The organism is Bacillus sp. DHT2 (assembly GCF_026241455.1).
Classification (GTDB): Bacteria; Bacillota; Bacilli; order Bacillales; family Bacillaceae_G; genus Bacillus_A; species Bacillus_A pseudomycoides.
Window position 1 is genome coordinate 299917 of record NZ_JAPHWH010000002.1, and the last position, 20192, is coordinate 320108.

Annotated in this window: 23 protein-coding genes; 9 read left to right on the forward strand and 14 right to left on the reverse strand. The window is 35.9% G+C overall.

Annotated elements, in window-relative coordinates:
* Window positions 1-140 precede the first annotated feature (140 nt).
* Window positions 141-1985: a translational GTPase TypA gene (typA, locus tag ORL93_RS06515; RefSeq protein WP_006095807.1), complete on the reverse strand. Its 1845-nt coding sequence runs from the start codon at window positions 1983-1985 to the stop codon at window positions 141-143.
* A 140-nt stretch (window positions 1986-2125) separates the two neighbouring features.
* Between typA and ORL93_RS06520 the strand changes: the two genes are divergently transcribed.
* Window positions 2126-2305, forward strand: a complete 180-nt coding sequence (locus tag ORL93_RS06520; protein ID WP_000400124.1) for a DUF5325 family protein — start codon at window positions 2126-2128, stop codon at window positions 2303-2305.
* Between the two features lie 44 nt (window positions 2306-2349).
* On the opposite strand, the gene ORL93_RS06525 is transcribed toward ORL93_RS06520, so the two are convergent.
* Both ORL93_RS06525 and ORL93_RS06530 read right to left on the reverse strand, forming a co-directional pair.
* On the reverse strand, window positions 2350-3141 hold the full coding sequence (locus ORL93_RS06525) for an inositol monophosphatase family protein (protein WP_003199686.1): 792 nt from the start codon (window positions 3139-3141) through the stop codon (window positions 2350-2352).
* An 88-nt stretch (window positions 3142-3229) separates the two neighbouring features.
* On the reverse strand, window positions 3230-3418 hold the full coding sequence (locus ORL93_RS06530; protein ID WP_001250169.1) for a hypothetical protein: 189 nt from the start codon (window positions 3416-3418) through the stop codon (window positions 3230-3232).
* A gap of 206 nt (window positions 3419-3624) precedes the next feature.
* Between ORL93_RS06530 and ORL93_RS06535 the strand changes: the two genes are divergently transcribed.
* Entirely contained in the window at window positions 3625-4251 is a 627-nt protein-coding gene (locus ORL93_RS06535; RefSeq protein ID WP_018780883.1) for a YktB family protein, read from the forward strand.
* Between the two features lie 80 nt (window positions 4252-4331).
* Here ORL93_RS06535 and ORL93_RS06540 read toward each other — a convergent pair whose 3' ends face one another.
* On the reverse strand, window positions 4332-4601 hold the full coding sequence (locus tag ORL93_RS06540) for a UPF0223 family protein (RefSeq protein WP_003199680.1): 270 nt from the start codon (window positions 4599-4601) through the stop codon (window positions 4332-4334).
* 685 nt (window positions 4602-5286) lie between these two features.
* Here ORL93_RS06540 and ORL93_RS06545 point away from each other — a divergent pair.
* Window positions 5287-6759: an aminotransferase class I/II-fold pyridoxal phosphate-dependent enzyme gene (locus ORL93_RS06545; protein WP_016116071.1), complete on the forward strand. Its 1473-nt coding sequence runs from the start codon at window positions 5287-5289 to the stop codon at window positions 6757-6759.
* A 75-nt stretch (window positions 6760-6834) separates the two neighbouring features.
* On the forward strand, window positions 6835-7665 hold the full coding sequence (locus tag ORL93_RS06550) for a protein-glutamine gamma-glutamyltransferase (protein ID WP_003199676.1): 831 nt from the start codon (window positions 6835-6837) through the stop codon (window positions 7663-7665).
* A 35-nt stretch (window positions 7666-7700) separates the two neighbouring features.
* Here ORL93_RS06550 and ORL93_RS06555 read toward each other — a convergent pair whose 3' ends face one another.
* The 4 genes from ORL93_RS06555 to ORL93_RS06570 all read right to left on the reverse strand — a co-directional run bounded on the left by ORL93_RS06555 (window position 7701) and on the right by ORL93_RS06570 (window position 8705).
* Window positions 7701-7829: a GapA-binding peptide SR1P gene (locus ORL93_RS06555; protein WP_006095810.1), complete on the reverse strand. Its 129-nt coding sequence runs from the start codon at window positions 7827-7829 to the stop codon at window positions 7701-7703.
* A 64-nt stretch (window positions 7830-7893) separates the two neighbouring features.
* Complete coding sequence (locus ORL93_RS06560) at window positions 7894-8025, reverse strand: GapA-binding peptide SR1P (RefSeq protein WP_006095811.1); 132 nt, start codon at window positions 8023-8025, stop codon at window positions 7894-7896.
* Between the two features lie 61 nt (window positions 8026-8086).
* Window positions 8087-8215 (reverse strand): GapA-binding peptide SR1P, encoded by a 129-nt coding sequence (locus ORL93_RS06565; protein ID WP_003199961.1) that lies wholly within the window; start codon window positions 8213-8215, stop codon window positions 8087-8089.
* Between the two features lie 193 nt (window positions 8216-8408).
* Window positions 8409-8705, reverse strand: a complete 297-nt coding sequence (locus ORL93_RS06570; protein WP_003199960.1) for a DUF3055 domain-containing protein — start codon at window positions 8703-8705, stop codon at window positions 8409-8411.
* 135 nt (window positions 8706-8840) lie between these two features.
* On the opposite strand from ORL93_RS06570, the gene ORL93_RS06575 reads away from it, so the two are divergent.
* Window positions 8841-9233 (forward strand): DUF1885 family protein, encoded by a 393-nt coding sequence (locus ORL93_RS06575; RefSeq protein WP_097794337.1) that lies wholly within the window; start codon window positions 8841-8843, stop codon window positions 9231-9233.
* On the opposite strand, the gene ORL93_RS06580 is transcribed toward ORL93_RS06575, so the two are convergent.
* Window positions 9230-9466: a hypothetical protein gene (locus ORL93_RS06580; RefSeq protein ID WP_033671441.1), complete on the reverse strand. Its 237-nt coding sequence runs from the start codon at window positions 9464-9466 to the stop codon at window positions 9230-9232. The two genes, ORL93_RS06575 and ORL93_RS06580, sit on opposite strands and share 4 nt — an antisense overlap.
* Before the next feature lie 263 nt (window positions 9467-9729).
* Here ORL93_RS06580 and ORL93_RS06585 point away from each other — a divergent pair, with 263 nt between their 5' ends.
* Both ORL93_RS06585 and ORL93_RS06590 read left to right on the forward strand, forming a co-directional pair.
* Complete coding sequence (locus ORL93_RS06585; RefSeq protein WP_097794338.1) at window positions 9730-11124, forward strand: MBOAT family O-acyltransferase; 1395 nt, start codon at window positions 9730-9732, stop codon at window positions 11122-11124.
* Between the two features lie 13 nt (window positions 11125-11137).
* On the forward strand, window positions 11138-12355 hold the full coding sequence (locus ORL93_RS06590) for an alginate O-acetyltransferase AlgX-related protein (protein WP_097794339.1): 1218 nt from the start codon (window positions 11138-11140) through the stop codon (window positions 12353-12355).
* 345 nt (window positions 12356-12700) lie between these two features.
* On the opposite strand, the gene lpdA is transcribed toward ORL93_RS06590, so the two are convergent.
* From lpdA to pdhA, 4 genes are all read right to left on the reverse strand, one after another.
* Window positions 12701-14113, reverse strand: a complete 1413-nt coding sequence (gene lpdA, locus ORL93_RS06595; protein ID WP_097794340.1) for a dihydrolipoyl dehydrogenase — start codon at window positions 14111-14113, stop codon at window positions 12701-12703.
* A 5-nt stretch (window positions 14114-14118) separates the two neighbouring features.
* Window positions 14119-15396 (reverse strand): pyruvate dehydrogenase complex dihydrolipoyllysine-residue acetyltransferase, encoded by a 1278-nt coding sequence (gene pdhC, locus ORL93_RS06600; RefSeq protein ID WP_097794341.1) that lies wholly within the window; start codon window positions 15394-15396, stop codon window positions 14119-14121.
* Between the two features lie 92 nt (window positions 15397-15488).
* Window positions 15489-16466 (reverse strand): pyruvate dehydrogenase complex E1 component subunit beta, encoded by a 978-nt coding sequence (gene pdhB, locus ORL93_RS06605; protein ID WP_000068166.1) that lies wholly within the window; start codon window positions 16464-16466, stop codon window positions 15489-15491.
* 3 nt (window positions 16467-16469) lie between these two features.
* Window positions 16470-17585: a pyruvate dehydrogenase E1 component subunit alpha gene (pdhA, locus tag ORL93_RS06610; RefSeq protein WP_000536894.1), complete on the reverse strand. Its 1116-nt coding sequence runs from the start codon at window positions 17583-17585 to the stop codon at window positions 16470-16472.
* Window positions 17586-18098: 513 nt separating this feature from the next.
* Here pdhA and ORL93_RS06615 point away from each other — a divergent pair.
* The gene (locus ORL93_RS06615; protein ID WP_018764787.1) at window positions 18099-18248 is read left to right on the forward strand and encodes a YjcZ family sporulation protein; all 150 of its coding nucleotides are present in this window, start codon (window positions 18099-18101) and stop codon (window positions 18246-18248) included.
* Window positions 18249-18440: 192 nt separating this feature from the next.
* The gene (def, locus tag ORL93_RS06620) at window positions 18441-18995 is read left to right on the forward strand and encodes a peptide deformylase (RefSeq protein WP_003199945.1); all 555 of its coding nucleotides are present in this window, start codon (window positions 18441-18443) and stop codon (window positions 18993-18995) included.
* A gap of 67 nt (window positions 18996-19062) precedes the next feature.
* Here the strand turns inward: def and ORL93_RS06625 are convergent, their stop codons facing one another.
* Complete coding sequence (locus ORL93_RS06625) at window positions 19063-19836, reverse strand: Cof-type HAD-IIB family hydrolase (RefSeq protein ID WP_018764788.1); 774 nt, start codon at window positions 19834-19836, stop codon at window positions 19063-19065.
* Window positions 19837-20192 lie beyond the last annotated feature (356 nt).

A 20192-nucleotide genomic window follows, 5' to 3' on the forward strand; every position in this document is an offset into this window, starting at 1 on the left:
TACTTCTTAATTTTTAAATTCTATGTTGTCTACTATAAGATTACCTTGTAGAAAAAATACTGTCTAGACAAAAGATTAAATTTTCGAAAAATAAACAAATTAAAAAAGCTGCCTTTTTAATGAAAAGGCAGCTTTATCTTTTACGCTTCTACAGATTTCTTTTTCTTAGCAGCTCTTTCGCGCTCGCTCTTATCAAGAATCTTTTTGCGAAGACGGATTGATTCTGGTGTTACTTCACAGTACTCATCGTCATTTAAGTATTCTAATGACTCTTCTAATGTCATGATACGAGGTTTTTTCATTGTTGACGTTTGGTCTTTTGTTGCAGAACGAATGTTAGTTTGTTGTTTCATTTTTACAACGTTAACTGTTAAATCATTCTCACGTGTATGCTCCCCAACAATCATACCTGCATATACTTCTGTACCTGGTTCAACGAAGATTACACCACGATCTTCAACTTGCATAATACCGTATTGTGATGCTTTTCCTGTTTCAAGTGAAACTAGAACACCTTGGCGACGTCCACCAACTTGTCCAGCATGTACTGGCTGATAGCTATCGAATGTATGGTTTAAAATGCCGTAACCACGTGTTAAAGTTAAGAACTCTGTTGTATAACCAATTAGGCCACGTGCTGGAACCATAAACGTAAGACGAACTTGACCGTTTCCGTTATTCACCATATCTAACATTTCACCTTTACGTGCACCCATTGACTCCATAATAGAACCAGTATACTCTTCTGGCACGTCAATTTGTACACGCTCTACAGGCTCACATCTTACACCATCAACATCTTTAATAATTACTTCTGGTTTAGATACTTGTAATTCATATCCCTCACGACGCATATTCTCAATTAAGATTGATAAGTGTAACTCTCCACGTCCAGATACAATCCATGCATCAGGAGAATCTGTGTTATCTACACGTAAGCTTACATCTGTTTCTAGCTGTGCACGAAGACGCTCTTCAATTTTACGAGATGTAATATATTTACCTTCACGACCTGCAAATGGACTGTTATTTACAAGGAATGTCATTTGTAATGTTGGCTCATCGATACGTAGTAATGGTAATGCCTCTTGATGCTCAACTGGACATACTGTTTCACCAACGTTGATGTCTTCCATACCTGAAACCGCTACTAAGTCTCCAGCTTTTGCTTCTTCAATTTCTTGGCGTTTTAATCCAATGTAACCAAATAATTTAGTTACACGGAATTGTTTTACACTTCCGTCAACCTTCATTAATGCTACTTGTTGTCCTACTTTCATTGTACCGCGGAATACACGGCCAACCCCAATACGGCCAACATAGTCATTGTAATCAAGAAGTGCTACTTGGAATTGAAGTGGCTCTTCACTATTATCAATTGGTGCTGGAATATGTTCAATGATTGTGTCAAATAATGATTTCATATTCTCTTCTTGATTTGCTGGGTTTGAATCTAAGCTTGCTGTTCCATTCATTGCTGATGCGAATACAACAGGGAACTCTAATTGATCTTCGTTTGCACCAAGCTCAATGAATAAGTCAATTACTTCGTCAACCACTTCATCAGGACGAGCAAAGTCACGGTCAATTTTGTTTACAACCACGATCGGAGTTAAGTTTTGTTCTAATGCTTTCTTTAAAACAAATCGTGTTTGAGGCATACAACCTTCGTATGCATCAACAACAAGTAAAACACCATCAACCATTTTCATAATACGCTCTACTTCACCACCGAAGTCAGCGTGTCCAGGTGTATCTAAAATGTTAATTCGTTTATCTTCATAGTGAATCGCTGTATTTTTCGCTAAAATGGTAATACCGCGTTCTCTTTCTAAATCATTTGAATCCATTGCACGCTCTTCTACGTGCTCATTTGCACGGAACGTCCCCGCTTGACGTAATAATTGGTCAACAAGTGTTGTTTTACCATGGTCAACGTGGGCGATAATTGCTATATTGCGTAAATCTTGTCGTTTTTTCAACATGTCCAACTCCTAGTGTCTTTTTAATCCTTCTCTATTATAAGAGCGAAGGTGATACAATGGCAATCAAAATAAAATCAAGAATGAAAATATAGTTGTATTCTTACTTTTGTGAAAGTAAAATGAAATTGGAGGGTGAAGATATGGAACACATTCAATATCGCTTTTTATTAACGGCTATTATCGGTGTTATTTTCTTAATTGGCATTGGAATTATGATTGCTGAAAATAGTCCCATCGGTATTATTATTTGCATTATTGGCACATTTGTTACAGTTGGATATGGATTTATAACAAAACGCAAAATGCGCAAATCACAGTAACAGTAAAAAGTAAGAAGCTACTTCTTGGCCTCTTACTTTTTTTGTTACTGTGATACAAATGGTAGTAACTCTTCATATACTCCCGGCTTCGCAACTAATACACTGCTTTTTTCCACGATAGAAAGAGTAGTGCCAGCAAATGTCGTCACCTTACCACCAACTTCTTCTACAATAATCATTCCACCGCCAAAATCCCAAGGAGATAATCGTGGCGTTACGTAAGCATCCAATCTTCCGGTTGCAACATAGACCATTTCTAGCGCTGCACATCCATATGATCGTGTCCCTCTTGCCAATTTCACAAGCTGCATCATTTTCTCCATATTAAGTAATGGATTATCAGTGAGCCAAGTTGCATTTAACGCAATTATTCCATGCTCCACTGTACTTTTCTCAAGAGTAGGAATGGATGTATCATTACAAAAAGCTCCTTCACCTTTTACAGCATGATACAGTTCTTCATGAACCGGATCATAGACGAGACCGATTTTTCCGATACCGTTCTCATAAATGCCAATTGAAATCGCAAAGTTTCTTTTTTGATGAACAAAATTCATCGTACCATCAATTGGATCAATTAACCAAACAACTCCATCCGAAGAAGCAACCTCATCTCCATACCCTTCTTCTCCTAAAATATAATGATCTGGGAATGTTTGTTTAATTTTCCCAATCAAGAACTGTTCTGTTTCTCGATCCATATTTGTTACTAAATCAGCTGCATTTGATTTTGTCTCTACAATAAGTGTCTTTTGCAATGATGCCATTAAACGCTCGCCAGCTTCTCGAATCCACTGCTTTGCATTTGTATCGATTTCTTTCCATACCTCTTGCATGTTTAAACACTCCGATCTATACTGTTCACAGAAAAAACGAACCCTTTATAAGGTTCGCACCAACTTATTTTTTATACATATACTATTATTACGCTTCTAAACGAATCATTTCAAGTCTTAGTACTTCTAATTTTTGCACGCACTCTTCTTTTTTCTGATTATCATTTTCCATCATTGCATCGTATAGCGTTGCTAATTCATAATCTAACTCCAATCTTAGCACCGGAATTCTTTTTTCAGCATCTGTTCTCTTTAACGCATTAATCACCTGTCTCATTTTTATTGCCTCCTCCCAATATTCGTCTGCCCTTAGACTGTAATTGACTTAATTTTCTGATTTTTTGTTTTATACTATATTATGTTGGATAAATCATCTATGCAACAAAATTATATTTTTTTACGTAAATTTTTTATGCTGATTTTTTTATGAATAGTACAAGCTATGCTAAAATTAAAAACAAACTAGGAGTTGGAGGAACAGTCATGACATTACAAACATTTAAAGAAAAGGACTTTGCAGTCTTTTCTGTTGATGGCCTTGAAGAGCGAATGAATGCTATTAAAACAAACATTCATCCTAAATTAGAAGCTCTAGGCGAACAATTTTCTCATTATTTATCAGAACAAACTGGTGAAACTTTCTTCTATCATGTAGCGAAACACGCACGTCGTAAAGTCAATCCACCAAACGATACTTGGGTTGCTTTTTCAACAAATAAACGCGGTTATAAAATGTTACCACATTTTCAAATTGGTTTATGGGGAACCCACGCTTTCATATACTTTGGTTTAATCTATGAGTGTCCACAGAAAGTGGAAGCGGCTCATGCCTTCTTAGGACATTTAAATGATTTAAAAACAAATATACCAAATGACTTCGTTTGGTCCATTGACCATACTAAACCAGGTGTAAAACCGCATAACATGCTTGAAGCAAATGAATTACAAAAAATGATTGAACGCTTAGCCACTATAAAAAAAGCAGAGTTACTAGTAGGTATTCACATCTCACCAGAAGAATTTTCAACACTTACTGATGAACAATTTCTTACAAAGGTTGAAGCTACGATGCAATCACTCCTTCCTTTATATAAAATTTGTAATCGATAGTAGAAAACGGACAATGTACATTGTCCGTTTTTAGTTGTTATCCCATTATAGCACTTTGAATTTAAATTTTCAAAATATTTTTACACTTTTACAATCTTTTGTTCTTCTACTTCTTTCGCTTTTTGAATTGCCCGATATATAGAGTAGCCACTTACCTCTTGAAACTCTTTATCAATTTTCTTCTCTTCTGCTTTCGACGGTACAATTTCTTTAAAACGACGATATAATCTCATCAATTCTTCTCTAACGATACCTTTTTCATATGCCTTTTCAATTGCCTCATAGAATGTCACGATTGCAATCATCTCATCATTTGACCAATCATAATCAAGTGGATATTGATATTCCATATGTACACCTCATCCATTTTTATTTTCTACCATTATGCTACCTTAAAAATAAAACTTTCAACCTTCTTTGCTATAGCCACTTTGCATTATACACTATTTCTCTTTTATTATGGAATTGTCTCCCTTCATACTGAAGACAACAGAGCAATAAAAGACATATGTCTTCTTTCTTGTTTGAAACTGAACCACTGATAAAGTGAAATTCCAATCATTTCTTTCGCATTCTTCACTAATTATGAGCCCTGATCAATCGGGCTTTTACGTACATTCTATCCCCCACCTAATTTCTTTGCTTTCACTGATTTTTAAGAGGTAGATATTATTGACTGCAACTAATAGGATGAAATATAACTCTATCTGTAGGATTCAACGTATCTCTTCGTTTTCTCTGAACCTTGGGCCAAGAGCTTCCTACCTACGAATAAAAGAATAAACTTACTACTAATTATGCATATAATAAAAATAATAATTTTCCCTATACATATATAATCATTGGTGATATAATGCTTTTGTTTTATTGAAAATAAAGTGAAGCTTCCATGACAAAATTTTTGAATGGTAAGTAGAACAATTCAAGTTCTTATAGACGGTTATATAACTATACAGGGGAAATAACTTTCTTATTGAACAAGATAAACATAAAACAATTCATAATAAATATTACGAAGAAGAAGGGGTGTATAGATTGTCCCAATACAAAACACCATTGTTTACCGCTTTAGTAGAGCACAGTAAGCGAAATCCAATTCAATTCCATATCCCAGGTCATAAAAAAGGACAAGGAATGGATCCTATGTTTCGCGAATTTATTGGGCATAATGCATTAGCAATTGATTTAATTAATATCGCGCCGCTCGATGATTTACATCATCCAAAAGGTATGATTAAAGAGGCTCAAGACTTAGCAGCGACTGCGTTCGGTGCAGATCATACTTTCTTTTCCGTCCAGGGAACAAGCGGTGCAATTATGACAATGGTGATGAGCGTTTGTGGCCCAGGTGATAAAATCCTTGTACCACGAAACGTTCATAAATCTGTAATGTCAGCCATTATTTTCTCAGGTGCAAAACCAATTTTCATTCATCCTGAAATTGATCCGAAGCTCGGTATTTCACACGGGATTACGATTCAATCTGTAAAAAAAGCACTTGAGGAGCATTCAGATGCAAAAGGATTACTTGTTATTAACCCAACGTATTTCGGATTTGCTGCAGACTTACAACAAATTGTAAAATTAGCTCATTCCTACGATATACCTGTATTAGTAGATGAAGCTCACGGTGTTCATATTCATTTTCATGAGGAACTACCGATGTCAGCCATGCAAGCTGGTGCAGATATGGCAGCAACAAGTGTCCATAAATTAGGAGGATCCTTAACACAAAGTTCTATTTTAAATGTAAAAGAAGGTCTTGTGAATGTAAAACATGTCCAATCTATTATTAGCATGCTTACAACAACATCAACTTCTTATATTCTATTGGCTTCTTTAGATGTTGCCAGAAAACGCCTTGCGACTGAAGGACAAGAATTAATCACAAAAACAATTCAGTTAGCTGAACATGTCCGCAATACTGTAAATAAGATTGAAAACCTATACTGCCCTGGTAAAGAAATGTTAGGTACGGATGCAACATTTAGTTATGATCCAACAAAACTGATTGTATCTGTCAAGAATTTAGGTATTACAGGTCATGAGGCAGAATTATGGTTAAGAGAACATTACAACATTGAAGTCGAGCTTTCGGACTTATATAACATTCTATGCCTCGTTACATTAGGGGATACAGAGGATGAAACCAACATTCTCATCCAGGCCTTACAAAAACTAGCAACTACATTTAAAGATAGAGCGGACAAAGGTGTTCAAGTACAAGTTGAAATTCCAGAAATCCCTGTACTTGCCCTCTCTCCTCGAGATGCTTTTTATTCAGAGACAGAGGTCATCCCATTTGAAAATGCTGCTGGCCGCATTATAGCTGATTTTGTAATGGTTTATCCACCAGGGATTCCAATCTTTACTCCAGGTGAAATTATTACACAAGAAAACTTAGATTACATTCATAAAAATTTAGAAGCGGGTCTGCCAGTACAAGGTCCCGAAGACATGACATTACAAACATTACGCGTTATTAAAGAATATAAGCCTATCATTTGATAGGCTTTTTTTTCACCATTTTTTCTTTTACTCATACCATACTAAAGAATGTAACGTATAGGTGGGGATACAGTTATGATTGTGATTGGTCGTTCTATTGTACATCCTTATATCACGAGTGAAAACGAACCGTTCGCTACTGAGAAACAACAAATATTAGCCATTATGGCTGGAAATCAAGAAGTGTATGCATTCCGAACGGCTGATGAACTCATTTTCGATCTAAATTTACGAATTCATATTATTACATCTGCCTTAGAACTCTTTCAAAGCGGACTTCAATTCCGTACATTCCAAGAGTCCTATTGTAACCCTGAATTTTGGCAAAGGACACCACTGGGAGGGTTTCAACTACTCCCAAATGTACCACCCTCCGTCGCGATACGAGATATTTTTAAAAACGGAAAAAAATACGGAACAGAATGTGCAACAGCAATGATTATTATTTTTTACAAAGCACTTTTAGCTCTATATGATGACCAAATCTTTAATCACTTATTCGCAAACCTTCTACTATATACATGGGATTATGATCAAGATTTAAAACTGGTGACAAAAACCGGTGGGGATATCGTTCCTGGCGATCTTGTTTACTTTAAAAACCCACAAGTAAATCCAGCTTCGGTTGAGTGGCAAGGAGAGAATGCCATTTATTTAGGCAATTTCTTTTTTTATGGGCACGGTGTAGGAGTACAAACAAAAGAACAAATCATTTATTTATTAAATGAACGAAGAATTCCTTATGCCTTTATCTCAGCATATTTAACAGATTTTATTACACGAATAGATAGCCGTCTTATGAGTCAACATACTTCTGTTAATAATCTACAAACAACACTCAAATTTATTCCCATCAGGGACGATGCAATTGTTGCAACGGTTGGTCATACAACTACAATCTATTAAAAAAGGCGCCTGCAGATGTGCAGGCGCCTTTTTTATTATTGGGCTTTTGTATGCTCCTTATGATCACATCCGCAAGATCCACATTTCCCATAAAGTACTGTTGTTTTTTCATCTTCAAAGTGTGCGATTGTTCCTTCACAAGCTTGACATACAATTGTTCCCATTTTTTATTTCCCCCTGAGTTTCATTTATAGTTTCAAATCTTTATATTCATAAACTTCCTATATATTACTGGGCTTTTGTATGTTCTTTATGATCACATTCACAATGAGATCCACATTTCCCATAAAGTACTGTTGTTTTTTCATCTTCAAAGTGTGCAATTGTTCCTTCACAAACTTGACATACGATTGTTCCCATTTTTCATTTCCCCCTAAGTTTATGGTCCTAAAAACTTTTTCAGCTGCAAGATTCCTATATATTATTGGGCTTTTGTATGCTCCTTGTGATCACATCCGCAAAATTCACATTTCCCGTAAAGTACCGTTACTTTCTCATCCTCGAAGTGTGCAATTGTACTTTCACAATCTTGACATACGATTGTTCCCATTTTTTATTTCCCCCTAAGTTTATAATCCCAAAAACTTTTGTAACCGCTTAACTTTCTGTCTTTATTTTAATATGTTATACTTTTTACGTCAATAGGTTTTTAGTATAACACATTAAAAATTTTATTTTACATTAGTATGAGACAATAACAAAAAAACAGTCATATCTTAATAAGTACGACTGTTCCCTTTTGTTTATTCTTCATATTCAGCATGTAAAGAAGTAGGTGGTACAAGAAACTTAAAGAACTGTGCTAAATCATCCGCCTCCTCCTCCGATTGTAATTTAAAGACCTGTTGTAAATGTTGAACATTATCTACATCATCTTGTCCTAGTAGAGTTGCTCTCCCTGTTTGCATGCACACGACAAGAGGTTTCCCAAAAAACATATTTGTATAAATGACCCCAAAGTCATAACGGTTCTCATGTGTCATAAATCCTAGAAATCGTACCTTCACACTTTCATGCTCATCATACAATTTTTCAAACATTTACTCCCTCCTTTCTTCACAACACTTTCTACTTGTATATATTAAACAAAACGAGGAATGATCCCTTTTTAATTGTCAAAAAATTTACAACAGTGTTAAAATAAATATATATATTACGTCAGGAGGAAAATCTTTATGCAACATGCATTTATTAAACTTGTACCTAAATCTAAACAACAAGCTATCTCATTAGAAGATGTAAAACAACTTTTTCGTTATTATAAAGAAATTACTTCCCAAACCGGTGTGCAAGTTAGCTATGCATATACTAACGTGGCATTTCCATACGAAATACTTGATACGTCTGATACTACACTTGAGCTAAAATCTAGTCATGATCGATATAATTCTATTTATGTGGGGATTGGAATAGAAAACGAGCAAGCTTTCGTTCAAATCTCCTTACCTTCTACTGCCACATTTGGAGATAAAGGAAAAGCGAATGAATTCTGCCGTTTTGTAGCCAAGAAATTAGAAGGTGAATTAAGGTTATTTAATGGAAGAACAATGTATTTTTATAAACGCTAACCTGTGAAAAAGAGATATTTAATGAAAAAAAAGAACATACTATTTCCAATGGTGCAACAAACTGCCTCTTTTCTGGAGTGCAACATAAAATGTGCAATAACATAGGCTAAATAAAAAAATATAAAAAAAAGTAATACTTTGTAATGTGCTTTATCACGATTTGATAATAATAACACTAATGAAAACCCGCTCCATATAATAAAATGAAAGATCGAAACAAGTGATATTTTCAAGTCGTTGCCCCCTTTCATATGTCCTAGTTTATTACAATATATATGGGCATTTCAAAAAATCATTACATAATATACGTAAGAAGCATCCTAGCTGTCCCAAATCTAAAGGACAGCTAGGATGCTTCTTCTTTTAAAAAGATTTTACATATGAGAGCGAAAAATTTCAATTAAACAGATAATTATAGTAAGATTAAACTCTTTATATTTTTGTGATATAATATTTTACTAACTGCCTATAAACTTACAGAAAGGACTTAACATAAATGGTATTTAGTAACCTCTTATTCTTATGTTTGTTTTTACCTGCAGTGTTATTTGTATATTACACTGTTCGCAAAGAATTGCAAAATATTGTTCTTCTATTATTTAGCTTATTATTTTATGCGTGGGGAGAACCAATATATGTATTTCTCATGCTCTTTTCTATTTTTATAAACTATTGGTTTGGTATTTGGCTTGCCAAAGAAAGAGCAACTATACTTAGTAGAAAAACGCTCTTAACTTTAGCTATTATTATAAACACAGCTATTTTAGGTTATTTTAAATATGCTAATTTCTTAATCGATAATATAAATACAATGTTTCATACAAACATTGTATTAGAAAAGATTCCATTGCCGATTGGTATTTCCTTTTTTACTTTCCACGCTATGAGTTATATCATTGACATATATAAGAAGAAAGTAGATGCTCAGCGTAATATTTTTGATCTCGCATTGTACTTTACTGTTTTCCCTCAATTAGTTGCTGGACCAATCGTTCGTTATAATACAATTTCTCATCAACTACATACCCGAACAGTTGATGCCGATAAATTCTCTGAAGGAGTTCGACGTTTTATCATCGGATTAGGAAAAAAAGTGTTAATCGCTAATCAATTAGGCGCTATTGCCGATGAAATTTTCGCCATGGATCCAGCAACCATGAGTGTTTCTACCGCTTGGATTGGTGCTATCGCTTATACACTACAAATCTATTTTGATTTTTCTGGGTATAGTGATATGGCAATTGGATTAGGAAAAATGTTTGGATTTGATTTTCTAGAGAATTTCAATTATCCATATATTTCAAAATCCATTTCTGAATTTTGGCGTCGTTGGCACATTTCACTTGGTTCGTGGTTCCGCGATTATGTCTATATTCCACTTGGAGGCAACCGAGTATCCAGCTGGAGAGTCTATCGTAATCTTTTTATCGTATGGGCACTAACAGGTTTTTGGCATGGAGCTAGTTGGACATTTATGATTTGGGGAATTTATTACGGATGTCTCATTGCTTTAGAAAAAGCCGGTTTTGAGAAAGTGTTACAAAACATGTGGCGCCCGGTTCAACATGTATACGTTATGTTTTTAGTAATCATTGGATGGGTTTTCTTCCGAGCTGATAATTTTGCTTACTGTTTTGAATTTCTCCAAACAATGTTTGGAATAAATGGACCATTAACTGACATTAAGAGTTACTTCTATGTCATGAACTATTGGGGAATTTTTCTCCTGGCAATTGTTACTTCAGCTCCAATTTTTTCTTGGCTGAAAACTATGCTTTCAACAAAAAGGATAGTAATTTTATCTCCACTTTATTATTTAAGTGTGCTAATAATCGTTATGATGTATTTAACAAATGCAACGTATAATCCATTTATTTACTTCCGCTTTTAAAGGAGGGGTAGCTATGAAAAATTTAAATAACCGTATATTAATTACAGGATTTTTAATTGTTATTTTCGGAATGTGTATATGGACTGGAAAAATTATTTACTTGGATAAAAAAAACTTTTCTAATTTTGAAAATAGGGATCTAGCTATTGATCCTGTCTTAACTAAAGATGGTTTAAAATCAGGAAAATACTTCAAAGATACCGAGTTACACTTTACAGATCATATTGCAGCTCGAGATTTCTTTATTAAAACATATACAAATTTACAAATGCACTTCAACCGAACATTTATAAATCAAAAATATGTTGCAAACGATGGTTTTATTTTATCTGAACCAACAAAAACTGACGAACGTGAACAAATGAAGCAATCTGTAAATGAATTAGATAATTTAAGAAATCAGTTTCCAAAAACTGAGTTTTATTTTATGTTAGCACCAAGTAAACTAACGACATTTTCATATAGATATCCACCCTACGTAGATCGTGGATATGACCAAAAACATCGCGATTACCTTGTACAAGCATTAAATAATATAAACTTTCCTGTTATCGATGTTCTGCCATTCTTCCAAAAAGAGTTTAGCCGTGAACAGTTAGAAAGTTTATACTTTAAAACAGACCATCATTGGAATATGAAAGGTGCGTTTTATGGATATGAATATGCAATGAATTATATATCTGATCACTCAAAGATATATAAAGATGCTAAAGTAAATCCAGATAATTATAAATTCATTACTGAAAAACCTAATGGAGATTTTATTGGAAGTTGGAATAAACAACTGTATAATTTAATAAAAACTCCTGAACAAATCCCTTATGTGCAATTAAAGCAAAATCCAAATGCTTGGGATGATTACACCGTATATATTGGGCCTGTATCTGAGCAAGCAACTAAAGTACCAATGAAAGAGTTCTTTGCAAAGGATAAAAAACAACCTGCACCAAATTATGCTGAGGTCTATCAAACAGACTATGCACAAATTAATATCCTAAATTCGAAAGCAAAAAACAAATTACATGCTGTAGTTATCAAAGATTCTTATGCTGATGCAACATATCCCTTATTTGCTCAGCATTTTGAACAAATAACATTTATCGATCCACGATTTGCAGCTAGTAAAAATATAATAAAAGATCTAAAAGAATTAAATCCTGATGTCATACTATTCCTGTATAATGACTCTAGTATAAGCCCAGAAATGTACCAATTTAAAAATGAACAATAAAAAACAACAAATAAGAGGTGACGAAGAATCACCTCTTATTTGTTGTTTTTATTTTTTCTATAATACACTGAAATTTTATTCAGTCCGAGAACTTAGATTTTATAGATCACTTATCTTGACAGCTTCTTTGCTTTCATTAAATGTGGGTTACTACACTACTATCTACGAATGGGAAGATAAAATGTAACTTCTATTAATAATATTATTCTTTCCTCCAATTCAATCCTCTATCTCATCCTAATAACTTTATTTCCTTCTAGCATGGAGATTAAAAAAGCTTATCTAACATAAAAAATAAAAAACCACCTTCTAATATCTAGAAAGTGGTTTTTTATCTATTTCATATTATTTTACAATGTGAATTGGCATTCCAAGAGCAACTTCCGCTGCTTCCATTGTGATTTCACCTAATGTTGGGTGAGCATGGATTGTTTGAGCGATATCTTCTGCTGTCATTCCAGCTTCGATAGCTAAACCAATCTCAGAGATAATATCAGAAGCGCCTGCACCTGCAACTTGCGCACCTACAAGAAGACCATCTTCTTTACGAGTTACAAGTTGTACGAAACCGTCTGTGCTGTTTAATGATAATGCACGGCCGTTTGCAGCGAATGGGAATTTAGAAACCGCTACTTCCATTCCAACTTCTTGAGCTTGTTTCTTAGTGTAACCAACAGATGCTAATTCTGGATCAGTGAAGCATACTGCAGGAATTCCGATGTAATCGATAGCTGATGCATGTCCACTAATTGCTTCCACAGCTACTTTACCCTCGTAAGAAGCTTTGTGAGCTAATGGTGGTCCAGGAACGATATCACCGATTGCATAGATGTTTGGTACGTTTGTACGGCATTGCTCATCGATTTCGATGATACCGCGGTCAGTCATTTTAACTCCAACTTGCTCAAGACCGATTTCTTGAGTGTTTGGACGACGCCCTACAGTTACTAATACATAATCTGCTTCTACAGTTTGTACTTCGCCTTTAACTTCGAAGCTAACTTTTACGCCGTTTTCAGTTTCTTCAACGCCTTTAGCCATAGCTTTTGTATGGATGTTTACGTTACCTTTTTTCTGAAGAGCACGTTTAACAACTGTGCTCATTGCTTTTTCGAAACCAGCTAAAATTTCATCGCCAGCTTCTACTACAGTAACTTCAGTACCGAAGTTAGCATATGCAGTTCCTAATTCCATACCGATGTAACCGCCGCCGATTACAACAAGTTTTTTAGGAATTTCAGGTAGGCTTAAAGCACCTGTAGAGTTGATAACACGTTTAGAGTATTTGAATCCAGGAATTTCGATTGGTGTAGAACCAGTTGCAAGAACAGCATTTTTAAACGTATAAGTTTGAGCTGCATCTTCAGTCATTACACGTAATGTGTTAGCATCTACGAAGTAAGCTTCACCGCGAATGATTTCAACTTTGTTACCTTTAAGAAGGCCTTCAACACCGCCAGTTAATTTCTTAACTACGCCGTTTTTCCATTCTTGAACTTTTGTGAAGTCAACTGTTACGTTCTCAGCAATGATACCCATGTCATCAGAATGTTTTGCATTCTCATAACGATGACCTGCATTGATTAATGCTTTAGAAGGAATACATCCAACGTTTAAGCATACGCCACCAAGGTTAGCTTTTTCAATAATTGCTACCTTTTGACCTAATTGTGCTGCACGAATTGCTGCAACATATCCACCAGGACCTGCACCAACAACGACTGTATCTAATTCAATTGGGAAATCTCCTACTACCATTGTTATTACGCCTCCATTACTAATAATTGTGGGTCGTTCAATAAACGTTTAATTTGGTTTAATGCTTTTTGAGCAGTTGCGCCGTCAATTAAACGATGGTCAAAGCTTAGAGATAATGCTAATACTGGAGCTGCAACGATTTCACCGTTTTTCACAACTGGTTTCTCAGCGATACGGCCAATACCAAGGATTGCTACTTCCGGGTGATTAATAACTGGAGTGAACCATTGTCCACCTGCAGAACCAATGTTTGTGATTGTGCAAGAAGCACCTTTCATTTCTGCTGGAGCTAGACGACCGTCACGTGCTTTACCAGCAAGCTCATTGATCTCGTTAGAGATTGTGAAGATAGATTTACGATCTGTATCTTTAACAACTGGTACCAATAGACCTTTGTCTGTATCAGCTGCGATACCGATGTTGAAGTAATGTTTATGAACGATTTCTGAAGATGCATCATCTAAAGAAGTGTTCAACATTGGGTATTCACGTAATGCAGATGTTAAAGCTTTTACAACGTATGGAAGGTAAGTTAATTTAATACCTTTGTCAGCTGCAACAGCTTTGAACTTTTTACGGTGAGCAACAAGTTCTGTTACATCTACTTCGTCCATTAATGTTACGTGAGGAGCTGTGTGTTTAGAGTTAACCATTGCTTTTGCAATCGCTTTACGGATACCGCTCATTTTCTCACGAGTTTCTGGGTATTCACCAGCTGGAATTGGTTGTGCTTTTGGTGCTTCTTCTTTCGCTGCTGCTGGAGCTTCTACTGCTGGAACTTCAGTTGCTACTACTGCTTGTCCACCATTTGCAAATGCATCGATGTCAGCTTTTACAACGCGGCCATTTTTACCAGAGCCAGCTACTTTATGAATGTCTACACCTTTTTCACGAGCGTACTTACGTACAGATGGCATAGCAATTACGCGCTCGTTTACTTCTTCAGCTGCTGCTGGAGTAGCTGCTGCTGGAGCTGCTGCTTTTGCTTCCTCTGCTTTTGGAGCATCGTCATGGTCGTCACCTTTAAATTTAAGGTTTTCGTATCCAGGAGCATCAAACTTAATTAAAGTATCTCCTACTACTGCAACTGTACCTTCTTCTACAAGTACTTCAAGTACTTTACCTTTAACTGGAGAAGGGATCTCTACAACTGCTTTATCATTTTGTACTTCAAGAAGTACGTCGTCTTCGTTTACTTCATCGCCTGGTTTAATAAACCATTTTACGATTTCACCTTCGTGGATACCTTCACCGATATCTGGTAGTTTAAATTCAAATGCCACGGAATTCAGCCCCCTGATTCATATCATTATTATGGAATAAGCACAAAAGAAATCAGCATGTGCTGATTTCTTTTGCACATGAAAAACTAAAATTAGAAGTTCATTACTTTGTTAACAGCTTCAACAATATCTTTATGGTTTGGTAACCATACGCTCTCAGCTTGAGAGAATGGGAATACTGTATCAGCAGCTGCAACACGTACAACTGGAGCTTCTAAGTTTAAGATTGCACGGTCGTTAATTTCCGCTACAACGTTTGCTGCAATACCAGCTTGTTTTTGAGCTTCTTGAACAACAACTACGCGGCCTGTTTTTTCAACAGAAGCAATGATTGTTTCGATATCTAATGGTTGAACTGTACGTAAGTCAACAACCTCTAAAGAGATACCTTCTTTTTCAAGTTCTTCAGCAGCTTTTAATGCAGCGTGAACCATAGCACCGTAAGCGATAACAGATACATCTGTACCTTCACGTTTGATATCAGCTTTACCTAAATCAATTGTGTATTCGCCTTCTGGTACATCTTGACGGAATGAACGGTACAATTTCATATGCTCTAAGTAGATAACTGGATCGTTGTCACGAATCGCAGAGATTAAAAGACCTTTTGCATCGTATGGAGTAGATGGAATAACAACTTTTAGACCAGGTTGTTGAGCCACTAATCCTTCTAAGCTATCAGCATGTAGTTCAGGAGTATGAACACCACCACCGAATGGAGAACGAACTGTTACTGGAGCAGTCCAACGTCCACCAGAACGGTAACGCATACGAGCTAATTGACCAGAAATTGAATCCATTACTTCATAAACGAAACCAAAGAATTGGATTTCTGGAACTGGACGGAATCCTTCAAGTGCAAGTCCAACTGCAAGTCCACCAATACCAGACTCTGCAAGTGGAGTATCCATTACACGGTCTTCACCGAATTCAGCTTGTAAACCTTCAGTAGCACGGAATACACCGCCGTTTACACCAACGTCTTCACCAAACACAAGTACGTTAGGGTCATTTTTCATTTCAACGCGTAAAGCATCAGTGATTGCTTGAATCATTGTCATTTGAGCCATGGCTTACTTCGACTCCTTTTCTTTGTAAATTTCATACTGTTCAGCTAAGTTGTAAGGCATTTTTTCGTACATGATTTCCATTAAATCAGTAACTTTTTGTTTTGGAGCTTGGTCAGCCTTAGCAATTGCTTGTTTGATATCTTCTTTAGCTTCTTCGATTACCTTTTCTTCTACTTCTTGAGACCATAGGCCTTTGTTTTCTAAGAATGCACGGAAGCGTACGATTGGATCTTTTTGTTCCCATTCGTTTTCGATATCTTTTGTACGGTAACGAGTTGGGTCATCACCAGCCATTGTATGTGGACCATAACGGAATGTTAAAGTCTCGATTAAAGTAGGACCTTCGCCATTTACTGCGCGCTCACGAGCAAAAGCAGTTGCTGCGTATACAGCTAATGGGTCCATACCGTCTACTTGAATTCCGTAAATACCTGCTGCTACTGCTTTTTGCGCTACAGTTTTTGCTGCAGATTGTTTTTCTACTGGAGTAGAAATTGCATAACGGTTGTTTTGAACAACGAAGATTGCTGGAGCTTTGAATGCACCTGCAAAGTTCATACCTTCGTAGAAGTCACCTTGAGAAGCACCGCCGTCACCTGTGTAAGTAATTGCAACAGATTTTTTACCACGTAATTTCATACCTAACGCAACACCAGCAGTTTGGATAATTTGCGCACCGATGATGATTTGTGGAGCAAGTGCATTTACATTTTCAGGCATTTGGTTACCCATGAAGTGTCCACGAGAGAATAAGAATGCTTGGTATAATGGTAAACCATGCCATACTAATTGTGGAACGTCACGATATCCTGGTAAGATGAAGTCTTCTGCTTCAAGTGCGAAATGACTTGCTAATTGAGAAGCTTCTTGTCCAGCTGTTGGTGCGTAGAAACCTAAACGTCCTTGACGGTTTAAAGAAATAGAACGTTGATCTAGTACGCGAGTATACACCATACGGCGCATTAATTCTTTTAATTGATCATCAGTTAATTCAGGCATTGCTGCTTCATTCACAACTTCGCCTTTTTCATTTAAAATTTGTAATGTTTCAAATTGAGCTGCGATAGCTTTCATTTGCTCATCAACATTAAATAGGGTCTTTTTTGTTTTAGTACCCATTCCGTTCACCTCTTCCTCTCTTGAACCATATTCTGAAACGCTTTCACTAGCAACTAGCTAGAAAGAAAACGCAACCATGTAAACCGACAAGAAACCTCGCCGGTTGAGAATAATTTTGTGTACCTAACAATCTGTACTAATGTTTTTTCAGAAACATATTAATACAATCTTGATCACGTTTTTTAGTTTACAACTATTCTAATCACGATGTCAATTACTTTGGTTACGTTTTTTTTTATGAATAACATTGAGGTTTCCACTGTACATAGGTGTTTTCATTTTCACATCTGTATTAGTAAGCAATAACCTACTGTTATATTATTCCCTTTTTAACCATCTTTTCATCGTAGAATAATATGTAAACGATTAATTCTTCTTAGTTTTTCTCTCTTTACAACAAAAATATGCAATCGCTTCTTCCTTTTCTAGGCGAATGTCTATACACTCCTAATCACTCTCCCATACATTATAATAACCGCAGTGTTAGCGGGAAATGATAAAGGAGGTCATCTCATGTACGGATACACATATTGCTATCCAACTTGTTCATATCCTTCCTATGGCTATGGAGGTTCTTGCGGAGGAGGATCCGGACGCGGCTTTGCCTTAATCGTTGTATTGTTTATCCTTTTAATTATCGTTGGTGCTGCTTGCATTCGTTAATGTAAAACAAAACAACTATAGAAAGAAACAGGCGGCTATGCCGTCTTTTCTTTTTACTAAACGAACTCTGATGAAGAAAGTGCCGTACCCGGCATACTCTTAATTCTCTCCAATTATATATAGAGGCTATGTACTTTATCATGACTTTTTTCAGCTCCTTTGGTAGACTAAAGGAGAAAGGAGAGATTGTGAATGCTTACAATGAATGATGTAATTCGTGAAGGAAATCCCATTCTACGAGCAGTAGCAGAAGAAGTACCTCTGCCAGCAAGTGAAGAAGATATACGTACTCTTAAAGAAATGATCGAACTTGTAATAAACAGTCAACACCCTGAAATGGTTGAAAAATATAATTTACGTCCAGGAATCGGGATTGCTGCACCACAAATTGGCATTTCAAAAAGAATGATTGCTGTTCATGTTACTGATACAAATGAGACATTATACAGCTATGCTTTATTCAATCCAAAAATTATTAGTCACTCCGTTGAACGTACATACTTATCGGGCGGCGAAGGGTGCCTATCTGTAGATCGTGAAGTTCCCGGCTACGTTCCGCGTTACACACGAATCACAGTTAAAGCGACTACTATCGATGGTGAAGAAGTAAAATTACGTTTAAAAGGGTTACCAGCGATTGTATTTCAACATGAAATTGATCATTTAAACGGCGTAATGTTCTATGACCACATTAATCAAGAAAACCCTTTTGCATCCCCTGATGATGCAAAACCATTCGAAAGATAAAATAACAAAAAAGCAGAAGCTTTAGCTCCTGCTTTTTTTATAATGAAATGGTTCCCATACTCTTTTGTTACAATAAATGAGCCCACTGTAAGCCGTGAAGAATCCCATCTTCACTAACATCTTTCGTCACATAATTAGCAAGTTTTTTCAAATCCTCATGACCATTCCCCATCACAATACCTGTTCCTACCGCTTCAATCATCTCTAAATCATTTAACCCATCTCCAAAAGCATAGACCTGTTCACGTTTAAATCCTAATTTCTCAATAAACTTTTCAATTCCCTTTGCTTTTGAACCACCATTTGGGATAATGTCCATCGAATATGCATGCCAACGAATAAAGTGAAAATCTGGATAATCATGAAGAAACTTTTCTTCTTCACCTGCTTGGCAAAAAAGAAGCGTTTGATAAATATCACGATTTTCATAAAAACCCGGTTCATATACTGGATGTTCAAACTCCAAACTTCCGAAACTTTCTTTTACATAATCATGATATTCTACTGTTGCCTTCATATCCTTATGATCTAAATAAACAAGCGGGTATCCCTCTTGCTTTGCAAATCTTGTAAATGTATGTAACGTATTAGAATGTAGCGGATTTTTAAATATAACCTCATCTTCAAATACAACATATTGGCCATTAAAACTAACATAATTATGAATATTAAGTTCATTACGAATATCTTCAAACATGAAAGGCGCACGTCCTGTCGCAATTGCCACATGTACTCCTTTTTCCTGCAACATACGCACGGCTTCTCTTGTAGATTGCGGGATTTTTTTATCATGATCTAGTAATGTTCCATCAATATCAAAAAAGACGATTTTATCATTCATTTTCAAAACCCTTTCTAGCCCTTCTATGTTCCTACCTTGACTATTTCTTTTCAAATCCTAAAAAAAAGTATAACATATTAAACATCTGTGAAGAAAGCGTTCACTTCCTAACCTTATTCGCACAATATGCATATACTATCAAAAGAACATTGATGTTTGTTTGAATGAATTTTCTTTTCTAATCTATCTCATACTATATTCATAACTGGGGGGCATACTGCCTGTGAGAGCCAAAAACGTAACATAAGATTACATCTGCACGAACCAATAAAACCCTTGAATATCCGGACAGCACTTCCCTCATTTCTCTTCTATGATTTCCTAGTATGTAGAGATGAAGAGTTACTACTGACTAA